The organism is Roseobacter sp. OBYS 0001 (genome assembly GCF_019654895.1).
GTDB classification, from domain to species: Bacteria; Pseudomonadota; Alphaproteobacteria; order Rhodobacterales; family Rhodobacteraceae; genus Roseobacter; species Roseobacter litoralis.
This window is the reverse complement of the sequence record NZ_BPES01000001.1, coordinates 535729-553754: the sequence shown is the minus strand read 5'-3', so window position 1 is coordinate 553754 and position 18026 is coordinate 535729. Positions and strand designations below refer to the sequence as shown.

At 58.1% G+C, this 18026-nt stretch carries 15 protein-coding genes; 1 reads left to right on the top strand and 14 read right to left on the bottom strand.

The annotated features are described in order from the left end of the window. Positions 1-35 precede the first annotated feature (35 nt). The 4 genes from gap to glpD form a co-directional block, all read right to left on the bottom strand. Positions 36-1043 (bottom strand): type I glyceraldehyde-3-phosphate dehydrogenase, encoded by a 1008-nt coding sequence (gap, locus tag K5Q35_RS02680; protein ID WP_220798343.1) that lies wholly within the window; start codon positions 1041-1043, stop codon positions 36-38. Positions 1044-1206: 163 nt separating this feature from the next. Next, complete coding sequence (locus tag K5Q35_RS02675; RefSeq protein WP_220798342.1) at positions 1207-2358, bottom strand: iron-containing alcohol dehydrogenase; 1152 nt, start codon at positions 2356-2358, stop codon at positions 1207-1209. An 8-nt stretch (positions 2359-2366) separates the two neighbouring features. Beyond that, the gene (gene glpK / locus K5Q35_RS02670) at positions 2367-3854 is read right to left on the bottom strand and encodes a glycerol kinase GlpK (RefSeq protein ID WP_220798341.1); all 1488 of its coding nucleotides are present in this window, start codon (positions 3852-3854) and stop codon (positions 2367-2369) included. A gap of 16 nt (positions 3855-3870) precedes the next feature. Further along, positions 3871-5520 carry a glycerol-3-phosphate dehydrogenase gene (gene glpD, locus K5Q35_RS02665; RefSeq protein WP_259650438.1) on the bottom strand — a complete coding sequence of 550 codons (1650 nt, stop codon included), beginning with the start codon at positions 5518-5520 and terminating at the stop codon, positions 3871-3873. A 141-nt stretch (positions 5521-5661) separates the two neighbouring features. Between glpD and K5Q35_RS02660 the strand changes: the two genes are divergently transcribed. Next, positions 5662-6423 carry a DeoR/GlpR family DNA-binding transcription regulator gene (locus K5Q35_RS02660; protein WP_220798340.1) on the top strand — a complete coding sequence of 254 codons (762 nt, stop codon included), beginning with the start codon at positions 5662-5664 and terminating at the stop codon, positions 6421-6423. Here the strand turns inward: K5Q35_RS02660 and K5Q35_RS02655 are convergent. From K5Q35_RS02655 to bhcC, 10 genes are all read right to left on the bottom strand, one after another. After that, positions 6412-7215 (bottom strand): hypothetical protein, encoded by an 804-nt coding sequence (locus tag K5Q35_RS02655; protein ID WP_220798339.1) that lies wholly within the window; start codon positions 7213-7215, stop codon positions 6412-6414. The genes K5Q35_RS02660 and K5Q35_RS02655 overlap by 12 nt on opposite strands. A gap of 2 nt (positions 7216-7217) precedes the next feature. Next, positions 7218-7604: a hypothetical protein gene (locus K5Q35_RS02650; protein WP_220798338.1), complete on the bottom strand. Its 387-nt coding sequence runs from the start codon at positions 7602-7604 to the stop codon at positions 7218-7220. 92 nt (positions 7605-7696) lie between these two features. Beyond that, positions 7697-8620 (bottom strand): dynamin family protein, encoded by a 924-nt coding sequence (locus tag K5Q35_RS02645; protein WP_220798337.1) that lies wholly within the window; start codon positions 8618-8620, stop codon positions 7697-7699. Next, positions 8617-10686 (bottom strand): dynamin family protein, encoded by a 2070-nt coding sequence (locus tag K5Q35_RS02640; protein ID WP_220798336.1) that lies wholly within the window; start codon positions 10684-10686, stop codon positions 8617-8619. The genes K5Q35_RS02645 and K5Q35_RS02640 overlap by 4 nt, the downstream gene beginning before the upstream one ends. 175 nt (positions 10687-10861) lie before the next feature. Then, positions 10862-11971: a GTPase domain-containing protein gene (locus K5Q35_RS02635; RefSeq protein ID WP_220798335.1), complete on the bottom strand. Its 1110-nt coding sequence runs from the start codon at positions 11969-11971 to the stop codon at positions 10862-10864. A gap of 1 nt (position 11972) precedes the next feature. Next, positions 11973-12815, bottom strand: coding sequence for a PP2C family serine/threonine-protein phosphatase (locus K5Q35_RS02630; RefSeq protein WP_220798334.1), 843 nt, complete (start codon positions 12813-12815; stop codon positions 11973-11975). Then, on the bottom strand, positions 12815-13945 hold the full coding sequence (locus tag K5Q35_RS02625; protein WP_220798333.1) for an FHA domain-containing protein: 1131 nt from the start codon (positions 13943-13945) through the stop codon (positions 12815-12817). Before K5Q35_RS02625 ends, K5Q35_RS02630 begins: the two co-directional genes overlap by 1 nt. 92 nt (positions 13946-14037) lie before the next feature. Next, on the bottom strand, positions 14038-15537 hold the full coding sequence (locus K5Q35_RS02620) for a serine/threonine-protein kinase (RefSeq protein WP_259650437.1): 1500 nt from the start codon (positions 15535-15537) through the stop codon (positions 14038-14040). Between the two features lie 263 nt (positions 15538-15800). Beyond that, the gene (gene bhcD / locus K5Q35_RS02615; protein WP_220798332.1) at positions 15801-16778 is read right to left on the bottom strand and encodes an iminosuccinate reductase BhcD; all 978 of its coding nucleotides are present in this window, start codon (positions 16776-16778) and stop codon (positions 15801-15803) included. An 81-nt stretch (positions 16779-16859) separates the two neighbouring features. Further along, entirely contained in the window at positions 16860-18023 is a 1164-nt protein-coding gene (gene bhcC / locus K5Q35_RS02610) for a 3-hydroxy-D-aspartate aldolase BhcC (protein ID WP_220798331.1), read from the bottom strand. Positions 18024-18026 lie beyond the last annotated feature (3 nt).

The following is an 18026-nucleotide window of genomic DNA, read 5'->3' as shown; positions in this document are numbered from 1 at the left end:
TCCAATGGCTGTGTCGTTCACACGACCGACACGCGTCAGCTTTTGGCCAAGCCCGCCAGTTTGCGTCCGGTATCAATCATGCGATTGGCAAATCCCCATTCATTGTCATACCAGGTGACCACCCGTACCAGCCCGTCGCGCGTCACTTTGGTTTGCGGCGCGGCAAAGCAGGATGAATGCGGGTCATGGTTGAAATCAATCGATACCATCGGGTCCGTTTCATAGGACAGAATTCCCTGCATGGGTCCATCAGCCGCAGCCTTGATCGCGGCGTTGATTTCTTCGACGGTTGTGTCTTTTTCCGGCATGAAGCTCAGGTCCACCAAGGATACATTTGGTGTCGGTACCCGCACGGCGGACCCTTCAAGACGTCCTTCGAGGTGCGGCAGAACCAGCGCGATGGCCTTGGCCGCACCCGTAGAAGTCGGCACCATCGACAAGGCCGCCGCCCGGCCCCGGTAGGGATCCTTATGGGCTGAATCGTGGGAGGGCTGATCGCCGGTATAGGCGTGGATCGTAGTCATGTAACCGGTTTTGATACCAACCGCCTTGTCCAGAACCGCCGCCACAGGAGCCAGACAGTTTGTCGTGCAGGAGGCGTTGGAGACGATCACATCATCCTTGGTCAACTCGTGGTCGTTGACGCCAAAGACAACGGTGCGATCCGCATCCGCCCCGGGTGCCGAGATCAAAACCCGGCCCGATCCGTTCCTGAGATGCAGCGCCGCTTTGTCGCGCGCCGTGAAAAACCCCGTGCATTCCATCGCGACGTCTACATCGCCCCATGGCAGTTCCGCCGGGTCGCGCAATGCGCTCACCCTGATCAGCTTGCCATTCACGATGAGCGCGTCATCGCGCACCTCGACGTCACCCTGAAAACGGCCATGCACACTGTCGTATTTCAACAGATGTGCCAGTGTTTCGGGGCTGGAAAGATCGTTTATGGCGACGACCTCCACATCAGAAACCTTGTTTTCGACCAATGCGCGCAACACACCGCGCCCAATTCGTCCAAAGCCGTTGATACCTACCGTATGGGACATCCTATCCTCCTGAGACTGCATCTGCATTTGCTGGCAACCAGCATCGTATACTTGTTAGCGCTAACGATCACAAAACCAGCGGAATTTCAATGGCTATTTTGCAGGGGCCGCTTTGCCCCGTGAACATAGCTTGCCGCGTACGCCGTCAACAAACAAGGCGCGCCTACATAGCCGCTTGAACGACGCGCACCAAAACGGCTTGTGACAGGAGGCAGGGATTGGCCCGCATTGACGAGCTGGCAGCCGCATCCTGAGCAATCGTTTTCAGGCAAATATCAGGGGTAATCCAGCGCCTCAACCGCGCAAGGCCCCAAGCATCGAGCATACCTGCCCATGCGGTTGCATCGATTGGCGTCGTTACTCCCAAAGCACTGGACAGATGGTCCGTCACCTCTGAAAACCGGGCAGTCTCATGGTTTAACCGTGTCAACTCATCCCGGTTGGCTTGCAAGACACCGCCCAAGAGCCTGCCGCAGATCAGACCATGTGGCGCACCAGTGCGCCCGCCTATCGCACCTGCGAGGCCATGCACCGCCCCCAGACCCGCGTTTGCAAGTGCTATGCCTCCACACAGGCTTGCGAAGGCCATGTCATCCCGCGCCTGCCGATCTTCGCCCTCAACAAGGCGCGCCAGTGCATGCGCGGCTTTGGGAATCGCATCGCGGCACAAGGCATCGGTTATCAGATTGCTGCGATTGCTCAGATAGGGTTCGATGACCTGCACCAGCGCGTCCAAGCCAGAGGCCAGAGTGACCGATTGCGGCGCGCCGTCCATCAGGTCGGGATCAACAATTGCCAGACGCGGCAGCATCCTGTCATCGCGCAAACTGACTTTGCGTCCAGACTGAGGCACACCAATCACGGCGTTCTTGGTAACTTCTGATCCCGTTCCCGCCGTCGTTGGGACCGCTACAAAAGGCAGTGGCGGTGCTTGCAACGGCAGACCTTTGCCCACGCCTTCGAGGTGATCCATGAGGGGGCCTTTTCCCGGTGCAAGCGCTGCGAGCGCTTTGCCTAGATCAATGACGGACCCGCCACCGACCGCGACGACGACTTCAACCCGTGTCGCACGGATCTTGGCCAACGCAGCCTCCACCACAGAAATTTCCGGCTCCGCCCGACACATGATTTGAGTCGTTGTGCAGCCCAATGCGGATAGCTCCTCCGCGAGGACCTCCACCCATGCCACGGACTGCCCGCGCACCAAACACACCTTGCTGCCTAAGGACGAAATATCATGTGCCGCTGAAGCACGCACACCGCGGCCGAAGGATATCCGACCTGCAGTTTGAAATGTGAAAGCTGGCTCTCCCATGCGCTTGATTAAAAACGTAAAGTGGCGTCCACCGCCCGTTTCCAGGCCGCGTATTTTTGATCACGATCCTCCGCGTTCATCTGAGGCTCAAAGGTCTTTTCCAGTGCCCAGTTTGCCGCAAACCCGACCTGATCGGGGTAAAGTCCGGCGCGCTGCCCTGCCAGCCAAGCAGCCCCCAATGCGGTGGTTTCAAGCACTTTGGGCCGGTCCACAGGGGCATCTATGATATCTGACAAAAATTGCATCGCCCAATCCGAGGCCGACATTCCCCCATCCACACGCAATGTTGCGCGCGCACCGCTGCCCTGCCAATCCGCTGTCATCGCATCCAACAGATCGCGGGTTTGGTACCCCACGCTTTCCAGCGCGGCCCTGGCGAATTCATCAGGTCCGGAATTGCGCGTCAGCCCGAAAACCGCACCCCGACACTCAGCATCCCAATAAGGCGCGCCTAAGCCCACAAAAGCAGGCACCAGCACCACATTCTGGGTGGGGTCTGCGCGCTCTGCCATCGCTTGGGTCTCGCTGGCATCACGGATGGTTTGCAGCCCATCACGCAGCCATTGTACCACCGCCCCGGCGACGAAAATCGACCCCTCAAGCGCATAGGTCGGTTTGCCGTCAAACTGATAGGCAACCGTAGTCAGCAGCCGATTGCTGGAGGCCACTGCCGTGTCGCCCGTATTCAGCAAGGCGAAACACCCCGTGCCATAGGTCGATTTCAACATGCCCGGTTCAAAACACGCCTGCCCGATTGTCGCCGCCTGCTGATCACCCGCAACGCCGAGGATCGGCACCGGCCTGCCGAACAGATCAGAGCGCGTCACGCCAAAGTCCGCGGCGCAGTCTTTCACTTCAGGCAACATCTGTTGCGGAATATCAAACAGCGCGCAGATCGTCTGGCTCCAGCGTCCTTTGTGGATGTCATAAAGGGACGTGCGCGCGGCATTCGTGGCGTCCGTGACATGCGCCGCCCCGCCGGTTAGTTTCCAGATCAGAAAGGTATCAACCGTGCCGAACAGCAATTCACCCCGCGTTGCGCGGTCCCTTGCACCTTCCACATTGTCCAATATCCACTTCAGCTTGGTCGCCGAGAAATACGGATCCGCCAGCAGCCCGGTGCGCGCCGTGATCATCTTGTCATGACCTTCATCGCGCAGCGTCTTGCAATAGGCCGCTGTGCGCCGGTCCTGCCAAACGATCGCATTGTAAACGGGCTGGCCTGTGGTTTTATCCCAAACCACCACCGTTTCGCGTTGATTTGTGATCCCGATGGCGGCGATGTCCTCAGGCTTCAGACCTGCTTTTTCGATGGCCGCGCGACACGTTCCTGCCGTTGTCGCCCATAAATCACCGGGATCATGCTCAACCCAGCCACTGTCGGGATAGTGTTGCGTGAACTCTTCCTGTGCGGATGCGGTGATGTTCATCGCCCCATCAAAAATGATCGCACGTGACGACGTGGTTCCCTGATCAATGGCCAGAATATGGGTCATGCACCCCTCCCCCAAGTTATTGTGCAGCGTCAGGGCCTTTTCTTACCCTTTGTGCCTGCATAAAGTCATCCAGAACCGAAACCTCCTGCGGGCTCAAGCGCAACCCCAATTTGTTGCGCCGCCACACGATATCTTCGGCTGTTTGCGCATATTCATGGGTCATCAGCCAGAGCACTTCGCGCGCGCGCAACCCATGGCCGAAGTGTTCCCCCAATTCTTCAACCTTCTGCGCACCCGCCATGATGTCCCAGCTTTCGGTGCCATAGGCGCGCATAAGTCTGCGCGCGCAAAAATGCGAAAGGAAGGGAAAATCATCGCGCAGTCGTGTGACAAGCGTGTCGAAATCACCGACGGCGAAATCACCGCCCGGCAAGGGTACGCCCGCCGTCCAATGCCCTGAGGTGCCGGGAAAGAACGGCACGATCCGATCCATCGCATCCTCCGCCAGCTTGCGGTAGGTCGTGATCTTACCGCCAAAGACATTCAGGATCGGCGCGCCACCTGCCTCATCCACCTTGAGGGTATAGTCCCGCGTGGCCGCCGTCGCACTGCTGGCGCCGTCGTCGTAAAGCGGTCGCACCCCCGAATAGGTCCAGACCACATCATCGCGCGTGATCTCGTGGGCAAAGTACTGGTTGGCGAAATCAATCAGATAGTCACACTCCTGCGGCGTACATTCAGGCGACACCGACGGGTCAGGATGTTCTGCATCCGTCGTCCCGATCAACGTGAAATCCGTCTCATAGGGAATGGCAAAGATGATGCGCCCGTCCATGCCCTGAAAAAAGTAACACTTGTCATGATCATAGAGTTTGCGCGTTACGATATGGCTCCCACGCACCAATCGCACGCCTTCGGTGGAGTTTATTCGCACCTTCTGCTGGATGATATCGCCGACCCAAGGCCCGCCTGCATTGACCAGCATGCGCGCCCGCAGCTTGCGCGTCTGCCCCGTTGTCACGTCCTGCAGGCTCACCTCCCACAGATCGTCGACCCGCGCGGCAGAAACCACTTTGGTGCGCACCATCACCGATGCCCCCCGCGCAGCAGCATCGCGCGCATTAAGCACTACGAGGCGGGAATCTTCGACCCAGCAATCTGAATATTCAAACGCCTTTTCGAACTTTTTCACCAAAGGCGCGCCCTCGGGAGAAGCCCGCAAATCCAACGTTTTTGTGCCCGGCAAGATGTCCCGCCCACCCAGATTGTCATATAAGAAAAGACCAAACCGGATCAGCCATGACGGGCGTCGCCCCTTCATCCAAGGCATAACGACGTTTAGAATGCGCGAGGTTGGGGTGCTGCCCTCAAACCGCATGTCGCGGTGATAGGGCAACACAAACCGCATGGGCCAGCTGATATGTGGCATCGCTTTCAACAGAACTTCACGCTCTGCCAAGGCATGTTTGACCAGATTGATCTCGAAATACTCAAGATAGCGCAGCCCGCCATGAAACAGCTTGGTCGATGCAGAAGATGTGGCCGAAGCCAGATCGTTCATTTCGGCCAGCGCGACATGCAACCCGCGTCCGGCCGCATCGCGCGCGATGCCGCAGCCGTTTATGCCACCACCGATGATGAACAGATCATAAGGTTTCTCTGAATCCTGTGGCACAATAGTGTCTTTCCCGTCACCCAATAGGATTGCGCGTACCGCAGCCGTCATTCGCATTCAAGCATTTATCTTCGAAATTTTTCGTTTACTGTTCAAAAGAGGGAAAACGAACAATTTCAACCGCGCTCATTCCTGTTTCCTCGCCGGCAAATCCGCCTGAGGTTTCCGCAACACAGTTAAAGCAAGACACTCATGACACAGAACTTTCGGCACGCAGACATCCTGAACATCGCCCACAGAGAGGGTAAGGTAACCGTCGATGACCTCGCGGACCGCTTCGGCGTCACCCTACAGACAATCCGCCGCGACCTGACCGAACTGGCGGCAGACAACAAGCTTGAACGCGTGCACGGGGGCGCGGTCTTGCCATCAGGCACCACGAATATCGAATATGACGAAAGACGGCGGCTGAATGCCTATGCCAAAACGTCGATTGCGCGCGCCTGTGCGGCCGGTATCGACGATGGCAGTTCGGTCTTTCTGAACATTGGCACCACGACCGAAGCCGTGGCCCAACATCTGCTGCATCACCAAAACCTCATGGTGGTTACCAATAATATGAACGTGGCCGGCATCATGGGTCACAACACCTCCAGCCAGACGATTGTGACTGGCGGTGCGTTGCGGCGCAGCGATGGCGGTCTGATTGGCCATGTGGCGGTCGAAACCATACGCCATTTCAAATTTGACGTCGCGGTTATTGGGTGCTCGGCATTGGATGTTTCCGGCGACCTTCTGGATTTCGACGTGGAAGAAGTCAGTGTCAGCCGTGCAATTATTGCGCAATCGCGCAAATGCTATCTTGTCGCCGACCACTCGAAACTCAGCCGGTCAGCGCCTGTGCGCATAGCTTCGCTGCGGTCGCTGACGGGTGTGTTCACCGATGCGCCGTTCCCGCCCGCATTGGCGCAGCGCTGCGAGGACTGGGGGGTTGAGACGGTCTTAACCGGTTGATACACCGCCTGAAACCTCACGCTCTGCCACAAACAGCTTTCGCCATGTCAGGAACAACCCAATCGCGTGATCTACTGAACACAGGGCAACGATGGTTCGCCCTTCGTAATGCCCCAACACGACGGTGTTTTCACCCAACGCCCCCCATTGCCACAGGGTCACGCCGTGCTGCGGGCCGCTCGCGCCCGCAGTCATAGCGATGTGGCGCAACTGTTTTTCGCATCCGCGCGCGCCCCATTCCATTAACACGCCATTTGCAGCACTCAGAAGAACCGCAATCGCCTGTGATTTGCCAGCCTCGAACCCATCAACCAACGCCGCCGGCAGGCTTGTCGAGATACGTGCCGCCGAAAGTGCTTGATGCAACGCATGCGATGACAGCCCGCCATACGCTGCACGTTCCACCCCCTCGGGCAAGCGTGCTGCAACGAAAAGCGGCTGTCCCGAGGCGCAATAGGCCGCAATCAGGCTGGCTACGGCTGAGGCGTCCCGGTCTGCCAGTTTTCTGTTCAGTAGGTCATGGTGGTCCTGCGTAAGAGCAGACGGCACCGCCAAAATTTCAGAAATACGCCTTTCAGCGACAACAAGTGACAAACTTTCACCGGGCTTTGTGGAAAAAACCAAATGACGTCGAAGGACGGTTTCATCTATTTCTCTCAGCAGCGCATGATCGGTTGATGCGCATGCCTCCTCAAGCGCGCGGCCTTGCGGCATCATTTTTTCCGGTGCTGCTGACAGCGCTGCGACGGTCTGCAACAGGCGTTCAGTATCTGCAGCGTTGTCCATCGTCACGTTCAGCCCTCCGACACAAGTCGGGTGAGCAGGCCTTTGGCGGCATTCAACAAATCGTCGAACGCAGTGTTCTCCCCTGCGACAAAGCACAACATCTCAGGTGCAGGCAGCGGTGCCCTGACAAAGCACTTGATCCCACCCGCATCGGCATGCATTGCAACGCCAATCAAGCTTTGCGCACTGGTTGCAAAATGTGCCGAAACGGCCTGCGCCAGTTGCCCGCTCAATGCATCACGTCCCTCAAGACAAAGCGCATCAAGGGTTTCCTGAGTTGTTCTCACCGCAGCGCTGGCCCCCAAAACCATACCGGTCGACGCATCAGCAAAGGTCATGACACTGCAGCCCGGGAACTGGCTGCGAAAAGCCGTCAACTCCTCATTGATCGTCATGCGATTCACCCGGTTGCGCGCGCATGGCTCACCTTGCCTTTTTCACAGATGCTTCTGCCTTAGACCCGGAAGGTGTTTGTCCGGTTAACGGGTCACGAGAATTTTGGCATGAATGCAAGCGATTGCGCTGTTGATGCTTCCGACGCCGGGCGTTCGACCTTAACGCTGCGACGCAATTTAGGACGCCTTGGCACAATGGCATCTGCGGAGACATGGCCCGTGGCGCACTCACCATCGATACTGGCCGCACGAGGCGTTTCAAGCACGGTGTCTGAACGCTCAACGCGCGCATCCTCAAGGCTGCTTGCCAAACCTTCCACCAGCGACAAGAACGCGAGCACAAAGTCATCCGCGCCGCTTTCGTGCCATAGCTCCTCATTGTCCATCGCGTCCCGCGCTTGCGTTAACGACATCATGAGAATGTCCCGAAAGGCCGCATCAGCTTCTGATTTTACGCGCGTGATGACCCGCGCCTTGTCCCGTGCAGTCAGCAGCATATCAGCGCGCGTCAGCAGAAGGATGGAGTTTGCCTGAACTTTTGCCTCGACCCCTTCCCACACTGCCGCCTCGCTCTGACGCCAGGCTTGGGTCGCGGGACTGCACCAAACCACACCATCTGCGAATGGCATCATACGTTCCCAAATAATACTCGCCATGTTTGGGTCAGAAATTCCGGGCATATCAATCAGTTCACAGCGTTTGAGGATTTCCTCCTCGCAATAGAACTTGATAAAGGCCACGTCATCGAGGGACATGCCATTGAGCTCGTCCAGACGACAAGGCACTTCATTGCCCGCCAAATCGACGATCACTGACGGTTGCGATCCATATGCCATCCAGACCGGTGGCAGTTGCGTTGCGACCACCTGAACCGGCAAGGGATTTGCCCCAACCATCAAATTGACAAGTGTGCTTTTGCCCGCACTGAATTCGCCCATCAGCGCAATGCGCGGCAACCGCGGACCATGTGTACATGGCCAAAAATCAGGTATCTCTGTGGGGGGGGCCTCTGTCATGATTCTGCATACTCGTTCAATGTTGCCATCACCCTTTCCAACAGCGCGCGTTTTTCCTGTGGGGCATGTCGGGCAATGTAGTCCGTAAGCTCCGCCGGGCTGGCAGTCTGCATACAGTCCAATCTCTCGAATACGGCCAGTTGTTCAGATAAGAACGCATCAAAAACCGCGATCGCCTCATCCCGAACCGATTGGGCAAGATCGTCCCGCAACTCTTTGATGACAGGGCTGGTTTCCGATTTGATCAGATCAAAAAAGCTCTCGGCATAGGCTTTATGACCCCGGCGCTGAAGCCACCAGCGCTTCCACCATCTGCCACTCAAATCCAGCGCGATCGTACGCCCCAAAGTGACGGGCGGCGGCACCAGCGGTGGCCGAGGGCGCGCGATGTCAAACGTATTGCCGCCCAGGTCAAAGGCCTGCGCATAGACGTCCATCACGTCCGCTGCTGCGGCCTTGGTTGCCTTGTCGAACGCGGACTGGCTGTTGCGCGCCAGCACTTTGTGTGACGCACTCAATAACGCACGCAAGCCTGCCGGATCATAGTTCCAGATCGTCTGATCGCCGTGACGTTCGAGATGTTCAACAAGCGATGCGGTTGCACGGTCCAGAAAGCTGGCCTGCACCCGCTCCATACGCGCTTCAAAGGTCGACAGGATTGCGTCAAACTCTGCGCGCAACTCTGTTTTCCGGGTCTTGATGAGCGACGCCATTCGCGCTTGGGCCTCACAACTTTGCATGCGCGCCACAACGCGGCTTTCCTCAGGTTGGGCACCGATCTGATTGGCTGCAGCAAGCCCAGATGCGAGGTTTTTGGCACTTGCCCCAATCCGCTGTAACAATGCGGCACCAATGCCCTGTGCAACGCGTTGCGAAATCGCATCCTGCAAAACGGGCAGTCCGGATAGGCGCCAGGCGGTTGTTTCATCCAGCACGCCAGTGCATGCATCATCATCGCACAGGGCCGCCCAATTGGCCAACGATGCCGCACTTGAGGCAGGCAGATCATCCAGCCGCATTTGCAAGGCGTAAGAGGCCCACAATGCGCTGCCAAAGATGATCTTGGCCTCTTTTGGGCCATTGTGCTTTTTTAGCGTCGCGATGATGCTGTCACGGATCTGCGGGATCTGAGCCGCCGGATCGGATAACTCATCCACGCGGTTGACAAAGATGATGATATCACGGGATTTCACAAGAGATATCAACCGGATCAGCGCCATATCTGTCGATGACAATGCCTGATGCGCCGACAGGACGACCACACAAATTCGGCTGTCCCGGATGGCGCGGATCGTGATTTGTTCGCGCATCATGAACGTGTCGTTCACGCCGGGCGTGTCCCGTATGCAAAGCGGCATCGGCAGTGCCGCGCGCGTCATATGCAGATCTGCGGCCTTGGTAATATCAGCAAAATGCCCCTGCATGTTGCCGGATGTCTCATCGGCCTCATCTACCGCGTCACCGAGGCACACATAGCGTTCAATCAGGTCTTTACCAAAGTAGCCGTAATCGCGTTGCTGACCTAGCAGCATTTCGAAATTACGCCCCAATCGCAGCCGGGATTTCTCGCGCATCTGCGAAACCTGCAGCTTGATTTTCTCCAGCTCATCTTCAGCCCCTGCCCTGCTGGCAAGTTCACCAATGCGCCCTCCGCCAGAGATCAGGCGGTCCCACTCATCCTTGTCAAAAAACCGAAAAGTCGCGCGCTGCGTAAAACCGGGTTTTTCGGGGTGCAGATGCAGCGAAGTGACAACGGAGGTCCACGGGTTAACGTCCGAAGGTAACAGGTCGGGCGCCCCGATCAGCGCATTGACCAGTGAGGTTTTCCCGGATTTGATCTGCCCGATCATCGTGACGGAAGGCTCAAGCGCTTCGAGTTCGCGGGACATCCGTTCTACCCGCCGCGCGGCAGCTTCATCGCCAAGGTCAGCCAACCCTCGCAATGCGGTTTGAACGCGATCAAATGACACTGCAAATGTACGCAACGCATCGAGGCCGCTGCCCAAGAGCTCGGCCTGTTTCGCCTCGACAAACCCGGCCTCGTTTGACGCATTGAGCGCGTTCATATTGGCCGCCCCGTCGCCGCGACGCAGCGGGGGCGTCGTTTCTCGCAGCCATATCTGTCAGAGTGTTGTGTCATTTTCCCGCCCAAGGTCCCAATACCCCAAAAGCTATCATGCGCGGGAATTGTGCCGTTGGTATGGCTTGATACGGGCGTAAAGGCTGCGCGTCGTTAAAGGTTTAACGAGCGCCCATGTATTCGAGATCGCGGCGCAACTGTAACAGGATCGTCACCGCATCCGCAGCCGATCGAGTGTCATTCTCCGTTGTCATCAGCATAATCTTATCACTTGCGTCTTCGAAAACGGACGTCCATTCGTCCATGTCAGGGCTGACCTCAGACGACGCGCGCATGACATCCGCAAGCTCTTCGCAGATCGCACCACACTCTCCAAGCACGTCGGATATAGCGTCATCGGCGTCCCCAAGGCCAACCTCGGCAAGGTCAACGGCCCGCGCCATCACCGTATCATGCACCATCTGAAACGGCGTATGTGGCCAGTCAGCTTCTTGCGCAGGCAGGGCGACCGGATCGCAGGGCTTCAGACCCTGACGCTCAAGAAACAGTTGGGCGCTGTCCAAATCAGCGCGGTGACCAGCGGTTACAATTCCCGCCACCCTATCGATCAGCGCTTTCAGACCACTGGCCGCCAAATGCTGCTCGGTGACCCTTAAGCCCTGCGCACGCAGGGCGGAAATCTGTGACGTGGTGGTGGCAAAGAGGCTGTGGAACTCCTCCATGACGGTGACTTGCAGCGCCGCAACACGCGCTTGCAAGACACCCGCCTCCGCCAGAAGGTCAGCTTTCGTCAGGACCAGAAAACTGCGGTCTTTCAACACGTCGGACGCGTGCGACCAAAGCAGCGCTTCGTCAGCCGAAAAGGACTGCGTGCACCATAAGACGATGTCTGCCGCATCAATCGCTTCCGCAGTGGTGGCCGCAAAACCTTTTGCGCTGCTTGAAAGCGATACATCAAAAACCAAGGCATGACCAAACGGGCCTTGGGGGATCTCATGCAGGGTTTTGTCACCGCTCAGCGGCGCGGAATCCGCAGCTGCCCCTGGCGGCGCAAAAACCCTTGTTGTCTTGGGTCTGGACCCATCGTCGACACATCCCAGAATTGCGTTGCACAGCTCTGATTTGCCGACGCCATCCGGCCCAAGCAGTACAATGCGTGCGCCTTGCTCCAGCCGCGTGGCAAGCGTGTCCGCGCGTGACCTTGCGACCTCGCAAATCCGCCCGTCCACAGCCGCCGCGTGCAGGCGCGCCACGGTGTCTCGTGTCGACATGTCATCCAACACGGCGCATTTCCGGTCGTCGCTCTTGCTCTTTCAGCACCGCTGGTGCGCTCACGTCTTGAAAACACACCACGGAAAAGGAAACGTTGTCGAGATCCGGATCGTGAAGGCTGTCCACTTCATGAAGCAACACCTCCACGATATCAGCGCTGGGGCGATGCTGGTTCTGCCGCAGACATTCTTCGATCTGATCATATGTCAGGAACTGCAAACCGTCGCTGGCCACAATCAGAATATCCCCCGCCCGCAGCTCCAAGGGCTCTTGGGGGCAGTCAATCATCGCCACGTCCCCCCCGAACAGAACCGACGTCAACGTATTGCGATCCGGGTGGTTCTCACCTTCATCCGCCCCAATCAGACCAGTCTTGACCATAAAATCGATCTGAGAGGCCATTGAGTGATCTTCGTTCAACTGCCGCAGCTTACCGTTGCGGAACAACAGGAGCGGCGAATCCCCGATGGAAATCCAATAGAGGTTGCGATTGATGATCACGGAGGCAACAAGGGTCGCCCCCATACCACGCGTGTCAGGATAGGCGGCCACATGCTCTTTCAGGCAGGTGTTTGCTTCCATCGCAGCGGTATGGAGCAGATCGGTGACATGCGGCTCCAACCCCGCTCCCTCGCCACGTTGAAACACCAGGGCGCTGTAGACTTCGGTGAGTACAATCTTGCTCGCCACATCCCCCGCCGCGTGCCCGCCCATGCCATCGGCAAGCACGATGAGGCCGACATCGCTCCCCCTTGCGAAATCTGCAATCACCGCGTCTTCCTGATAGCTGCGCTGCCCCTTGCTCAGCGCGCTGGCAGCATCTGCGTGGAGCCCGGGTTGCATTATTGCCCCCCTGCACCGTGCCATTGAAAGTCAGACCCGCAGAGCGCTACGAAGCGCAATGTCGTCTCTCCGATGCGAATAAGGTCCGCATGGTGCAGCTCTTCAGTGCTCAGCACAGGGCGCGCGTTGCGTCGAATGATATTCGATTTGCCACCGTGGCCGATGTAGAACTTGTTTTGCTCCTCGTCGTAGGCGACAGCGGCGTGATGGTGGCGCGAGATGGCATTGTCGCCAAAATCAAGGCGGATGACCTGATCCTCCCCCCGCCCAATCATGGAAGCGCCAGCAAAGATACTGAACGCATGACCCAGCCCGGGACCTTCAACGATCACGAGCCAACCCACTGGAAACTTTTCGCGTTGCGCTGTCGCGGTCGCTGACTGTGCCTGTTCAAACGGATCAGTCTGATCTTCGGGTGCGTGGTTGAACCCCAAAAGCCGCGTCTTGACACGCCCTGCACGGCGGCCGCGTCCGGTTGCAGGGGATGCAAGGGCACCGCCTGACAAATCCAGTGGCTCAGACACCGTTTTGTCGGCATCCGCCTTGCGCTCCGGTTGCTGTTCAGCATCCCCCAAGGTGGCCATCTGACGCTGTGCAAAGGCTGCAGTGTCAAGCCCCTCTTCCTTGGTCCAGTTGGCGGCGTCAGTGCCGGTTTCAACACACAAATCTGGTGCAAGGTGATCTGTTGACTCGTCAGAAACGACTGTATCGTCTGCGTCTTCCTTCACCTTGTGCGAAACCGGGGGTTCTGCAGCCAGCGCACGGTCGAGACGCGCGACGATATTCTCATCACACAGCGTATCGGGCGCATCCATGTCATGCTCCAGTGGATCGACCTCTTCGATGGCATCTGCGTCGAGCACATCCGCGTCCCAGGCCATGTTTCGCCCTGCGTGAGCGTCCTCTGCCTCTGATGTATCCGTGATGTCATGCACCACGGCTTCCGGTGCGACACCCGGTGCAACGTCGCCATCGTCCGATGGCAACCCATGCTGAAACGGATCGAGCACGAGCGGTTGCGAAGGCTTAGCCGTCTCCACAAACACACTGCGCAAAGCGGCCTCATCCAGCGCCTCGTCTGCGGTGGCCGGGCGCGATTGGTTCTGAAAAACTTTCTTGAAGAGCGTCATTGGTCTGCCTTTCGATTGCGTCTTTGAAATTTGGGTCAGGCACAACCGCCCCCGCCCGCTGGGTATGAAACCTCTGTAAATGCCTTGCCCGTTCAATCCCCGAGCCCGCGTCGCACTGTGACCGGTGCCGGCTCGGAGGCTTTCCATCCCCCCAAGCCCTGCCCCCACATCAGCAGCGGTTGCAGCGTTGCGGCCTGCACCTGTTCATTCTTCAGAACCGTTTGGCCGTAGAGCAGAAAGGCGCAGAAAATCACCGGTGCCGTCACGGCGCGAATGATGCGTTCTCGCGTGAAAATTGGCGGCGCGGGCGGTTTGGGCATGTTCGCGGCTTCGACCGCTTTTGATGTCACGCGCGCATAGGGCGTTGGCTTTTCCGCCTCGGGGGCTGGCAGGTGCACCACATGGGCCGCGTCCTGCGCATCTGGCAATTCGCAACACGCCAAACCCGCCTCACTGTCCGCAGGGTCCGCCGGCATCGCATCCTCACCCAGATCGCGCAGGGTGTCGGGTTCGCCCGCTTCGGAAGCCGGCGCCGGGGCGGGGCCTTGTGCGGTGCGCGGCTCAACCGCGCCCTGTGCCCGCCGCTCGATCTGGACCGATGCCACGAGGTTCATGATCGTCTCATCAATCGACTTGTCCTGATCCGCCTGCGCGCGCGCACGCTCGACCCGCTTTCTGCGATCTATCTTCAGGGCCCAGTCTTCGGCTGATTGCAGCCGTTCAGCGGGAATGATGCGCATGGCTTGGTCTATGGACGCCAAAAATGCATCTTCATAAGCCGGAAAGCGCCCGAACAGCGGCTGATAGGGATCGGGCTGATTGTTCGCAAGTGCCGCCAGCCGCGCCTGACTGTTGGGCGGTGCCTCGCCCGAGATCAGGTGCGACAAGGTTGCAGCCAGCGCATAAAGATCGCTGCTTGGCGACTGCTGGCTGCCTGCAACATAAAACTCCTGCGGCGAGTATCCATCCTTGACGACCAACACCGCGGATAGAATGCGGCTTTTGCGGCTGGCTTCTTCGCGCGCGGCACCAAAATCGATCAGGACAGGGCGACCCCGTTGATCGAGCAGAATATTGTCAGGCGATATGTCCCGGTGCAACAGGTCCTGACTGTGCACGTGACCAATTGCATCCAGCAGTTTCAGCGTGATGCCATGGATTTCATCCGCCGAGAGTTTTGGCGTGCCGCTGTCAATGATGTCCAGCAGATCTTTGCCCTTGATCAGATCCAGCGCCATATAGGCCGTCTCGTTGTCCTCGAACACCTGATGCACACCGACAACGCCGGCGTGATCAAGACGCGACATCGCATGCGCTTCGCGAATGAACAGCTGAACCGTGGCGCGGAATTCTTCTGCATAGCTTTGTGTCCGCGCCCGGACCGTTTTGTTCACGCGGCTGCAGAAGGCTTCGGGAAAGCACTCCTTGATGACGACGGTGCGGTTCAGGCTGTCGCGCGCCGTGTAGGTGATGCCAAAGCCGCCGCTGCTCAGATACTGCAATATCTCATATTGACCGCTCAGCAAGGTACTGCCAGGGGTCAGCGCGCCGCTGTTTGCGGGCTCAATCTGATGTGCATCGTCATCGCTCACGGCTCATCCACTCACTTCAAAAGCACTGTTCTGCAGTGTTCGCAAATGCAACGCCCCGGCGAACGCAGGACAAGTCTTGCAGCGAGTGAAACGAAACCCTGTGTTCAAATCATGGCAAACAGGCGGAGCGGCCGTGTATTTCGCGTCAGCTTTTAAAGCAATTTTACGGAAGGATAAGAGAAACCTAACTCTACGGGTCAGACAACAACAGAGGCTTGCGTGACAAGCCCCTGTTGTGACGCAAGATCAAGACCCCGAAGGGTTCACAACGCGATACGCGTGGCTTTGCCCCGGCTTTCGGCTTCGCGTGCCGCAACGGATGCCACGGCAAGATCTTGCAAACCGACGCCTGTGCCGTCAAACAACGTAATCTCCTGATCACTGCTGCGCCCGGCGTGTGTGCCATTGATCACCGCCCCGATTGGCGTGATATCACTCTCTGACAGATGGCCCGATGCAACCGCGTGCTGCGCTTCACCGATGGTGATGGACTGCGCGATTTCGTCGGCAAATACGGTTGCGGATGCGAGCAGCTCCGGATCAACCTCCTGCTTGCCCTTGGTGTCTGTGCCCATACAGGCGATATGCGTTCCCGGCTTGATCCAGTCTTTCATCAAGAGCGGCTCAAAGGCCGAGGTGATGGTGATGATAACATCCGCCTGCGCGCCCAACTCTTCCTGAGTGACGGCCGCAAATTCCAGCCCAAGTTCCTCGGCGACAGCACCGAGGCGCGGTAGCATATCGGGATGCGGGTTCCATGCGACGACTTTCTCGAAACTGCGTTGCTCTGCGGCGGCACGCAACTGAAACGTGGATTGGTGCCCTGCCCCGACCATACCCAGAACTTTAGCGTCTTTGCGCGCCAGATGCGCGATGGACACCGACGATGATGCCGCCGTTCGTACAGCCGTCAGATAGTTGCCCCCGACCAGTGCCTCAAGCATCCCCGTGTCCGGATCAAACAGGAAAATCGTGGACTGGTGGTTGGTCAGCCCCTTGTCCATGTTGCCCGGCCAGTATCCGCCGGATTTCACACCCAGCGTTTTGCCCGCCTTGTCGAACCCGGATTTGAACCCATAAAGCGCATCGGCATATCCAATCGCTTCGCGGATGACCGGGAAGTTATAGGCGTCTCCCTTGGCCATGGCCCCGAAAACGGCCTCGACGGCGGTGAAGGCATCGGCACTGCTGACGACCTCGGCACAGATATCTTCGCCTACGATCAAAAGTCCTTTGGACATCGGGTATTCCTGTCTTTGTCTTTATTGTAAATCACGCCCGGGAGTGCCGGGCGTGCTGTTATTGCTGATGCCGGGTGCGGCTCAGTAGGCCTTGCCACGCGCCGATACCGGCCAAAGCGTTTCGACCTTGCCGCCGCGCACACCGACATACCAGTCGTGCACGTTGCAGGTCGGATCACAGTGGCCCGGGACCAGTTTCAGCTTATCGTTGACCTTGAGCACCCCATCCGGGTCGGCAACAACGCCATGCTCATCCGAGCATTTGACGTATTCAACGTCGGTGCGGCCATAGATCGTCGGCAGACCACTATCGACAGATTGCGCCTTTAGGCCCGCATCCACGATGGCCTTGTCGGCCTTGGCGTGGCTCATCACAGAGGTCAGGATAAACAACGCGTTTTCCCACTCGCCCTGATCAATGCGCTTGCCGTCCTTGTCGAGAATACGACCGTAATCCGCATCCATGAACGCATAGGACCCGCACTGCAGTTCGTTGAACACGCCCGAAGCGCTTTCGAAATAATATGACCCTGTACCGCCGCCCCCGACGATGTCACATTCCAGACCAGCCGCCTTGAGCAGATCAACGCTTTCGCGCACCTGATCGATGGCAACCTGTGTCTTGCCCTTGCGGTCCTCATAGGAATCCATGTGCTGCATCGCGCCCTGATAGGCTTGGATACCTGCAAACTTCAGACCTTCTGCCGCGTCAATCGCAAGTGCGAGATCAACGACTGGCTGGCCGTATTGCACACCGCAACGGCCCGCGCCCACGTCAATCTCGACAAGGCATTCGATTTCCGTGCCGTGGCGCATGGCGGCCTCTGACAGATCGGCCACATTGTCGATGTCATCTACACAGCAAATCGCACGGGCGCCCAGTTTGGGCAGGCGCGCAAGGCGGTCGATCTTTTCGGGCTGGCGCACCTGGTTGGACACCAGCACGTCCTTGATGCCACCGCGGGCGAAAACTTCGGCCTCGGAGACCTTCTGACAGCACACACCGACAGACCCGCCAAGCTCTTCCTGCAGGAGCGCCACATCGACGGATTTGTGCATCTTGCCGTGGACCCGGTGCCGCATGCCATGACTTTTGGCAAAGTCACCCATCTTTTTGATGTTGCGCTCAAGTGCATCCAGATCGAGCACAAGGCAGGGCGTCTGAATGTCGGCCTCATCCATGCCTATCGCTGCTGGAATGTCATAGCCGACCTCAAAGTCTTCAAAGTTTACTTGTTTGTTCATGTC

Bases quoted from the DNA above. Each gene is read 5' to 3' on its own strand.
- K5Q35_RS02635 (WP_220798335.1), bottom strand. From the start codon at position 11,971: ATGTCGACACGAGACACCGTGGCGCGCCTGCACGCGGCGGCTGTGGAC.
- K5Q35_RS02640 (WP_220798336.1), bottom strand. From the start codon at position 10,686: ATGAACGCGCTCAATGCGTCAAACGAGGCCGGGTTTGTCGAGGCGAAA.
- K5Q35_RS02650 (WP_220798338.1), bottom strand. From the start codon at position 7,604: ATGACGATCAATGAGGAGTTGACGGCTTTTCGCAGCCAGTTCCCGGGC.
- bhcD (WP_220798332.1), bottom strand. From the start codon at position 16,778: ATGTCCAAAGGACTTTTGATCGTAGGCGAAGATATCTGTGCCGAGGTC.
- bhcC (WP_220798331.1), bottom strand. From the start codon at position 18,023: ATGAACAAACAAGTAAACTTTGAAGACTTTGAGGTCGGCTATGACATT.
- K5Q35_RS02660 (WP_220798340.1), top strand. From the start codon at position 5,662: ATGACACAGAACTTTCGGCACGCAGACATCCTGAACATCGCCCACAGA.
- K5Q35_RS02675 (WP_220798342.1), bottom strand. From the start codon at position 2,358: ATGGGAGAGCCAGCTTTCACATTTCAAACTGCAGGTCGGATATCCTTC.
- K5Q35_RS02625 (WP_220798333.1), bottom strand. From the start codon at position 13,945: ATGACGCTCTTCAAGAAAGTTTTTCAGAACCAATCGCGCCCGGCCACC.
- gap (WP_220798343.1), bottom strand. From the start codon at position 1,043: ATGTCCCATACGGTAGGTATCAACGGCTTTGGACGAATTGGGCGCGGT.
- glpK (WP_220798341.1), bottom strand. From the start codon at position 3,854: ATGACCCATATTCTGGCCATTGATCAGGGAACCACGTCGTCACGTGCG.
- K5Q35_RS02645 (WP_220798337.1), bottom strand. From the start codon at position 8,620: ATGACAGAGGCCCCCCCCACAGAGATACCTGATTTTTGGCCATGTACA.
- glpD (WP_259650438.1), bottom strand. From the start codon at position 5,520: ATGACGGCTGCGGTACGCGCAATCCTATTGGGTGACGGGAAAGACACT.
- K5Q35_RS02630 (WP_220798334.1), bottom strand. From the start codon at position 12,815: ATGCAACCCGGGCTCCACGCAGATGCTGCCAGCGCGCTGAGCAAGGGG.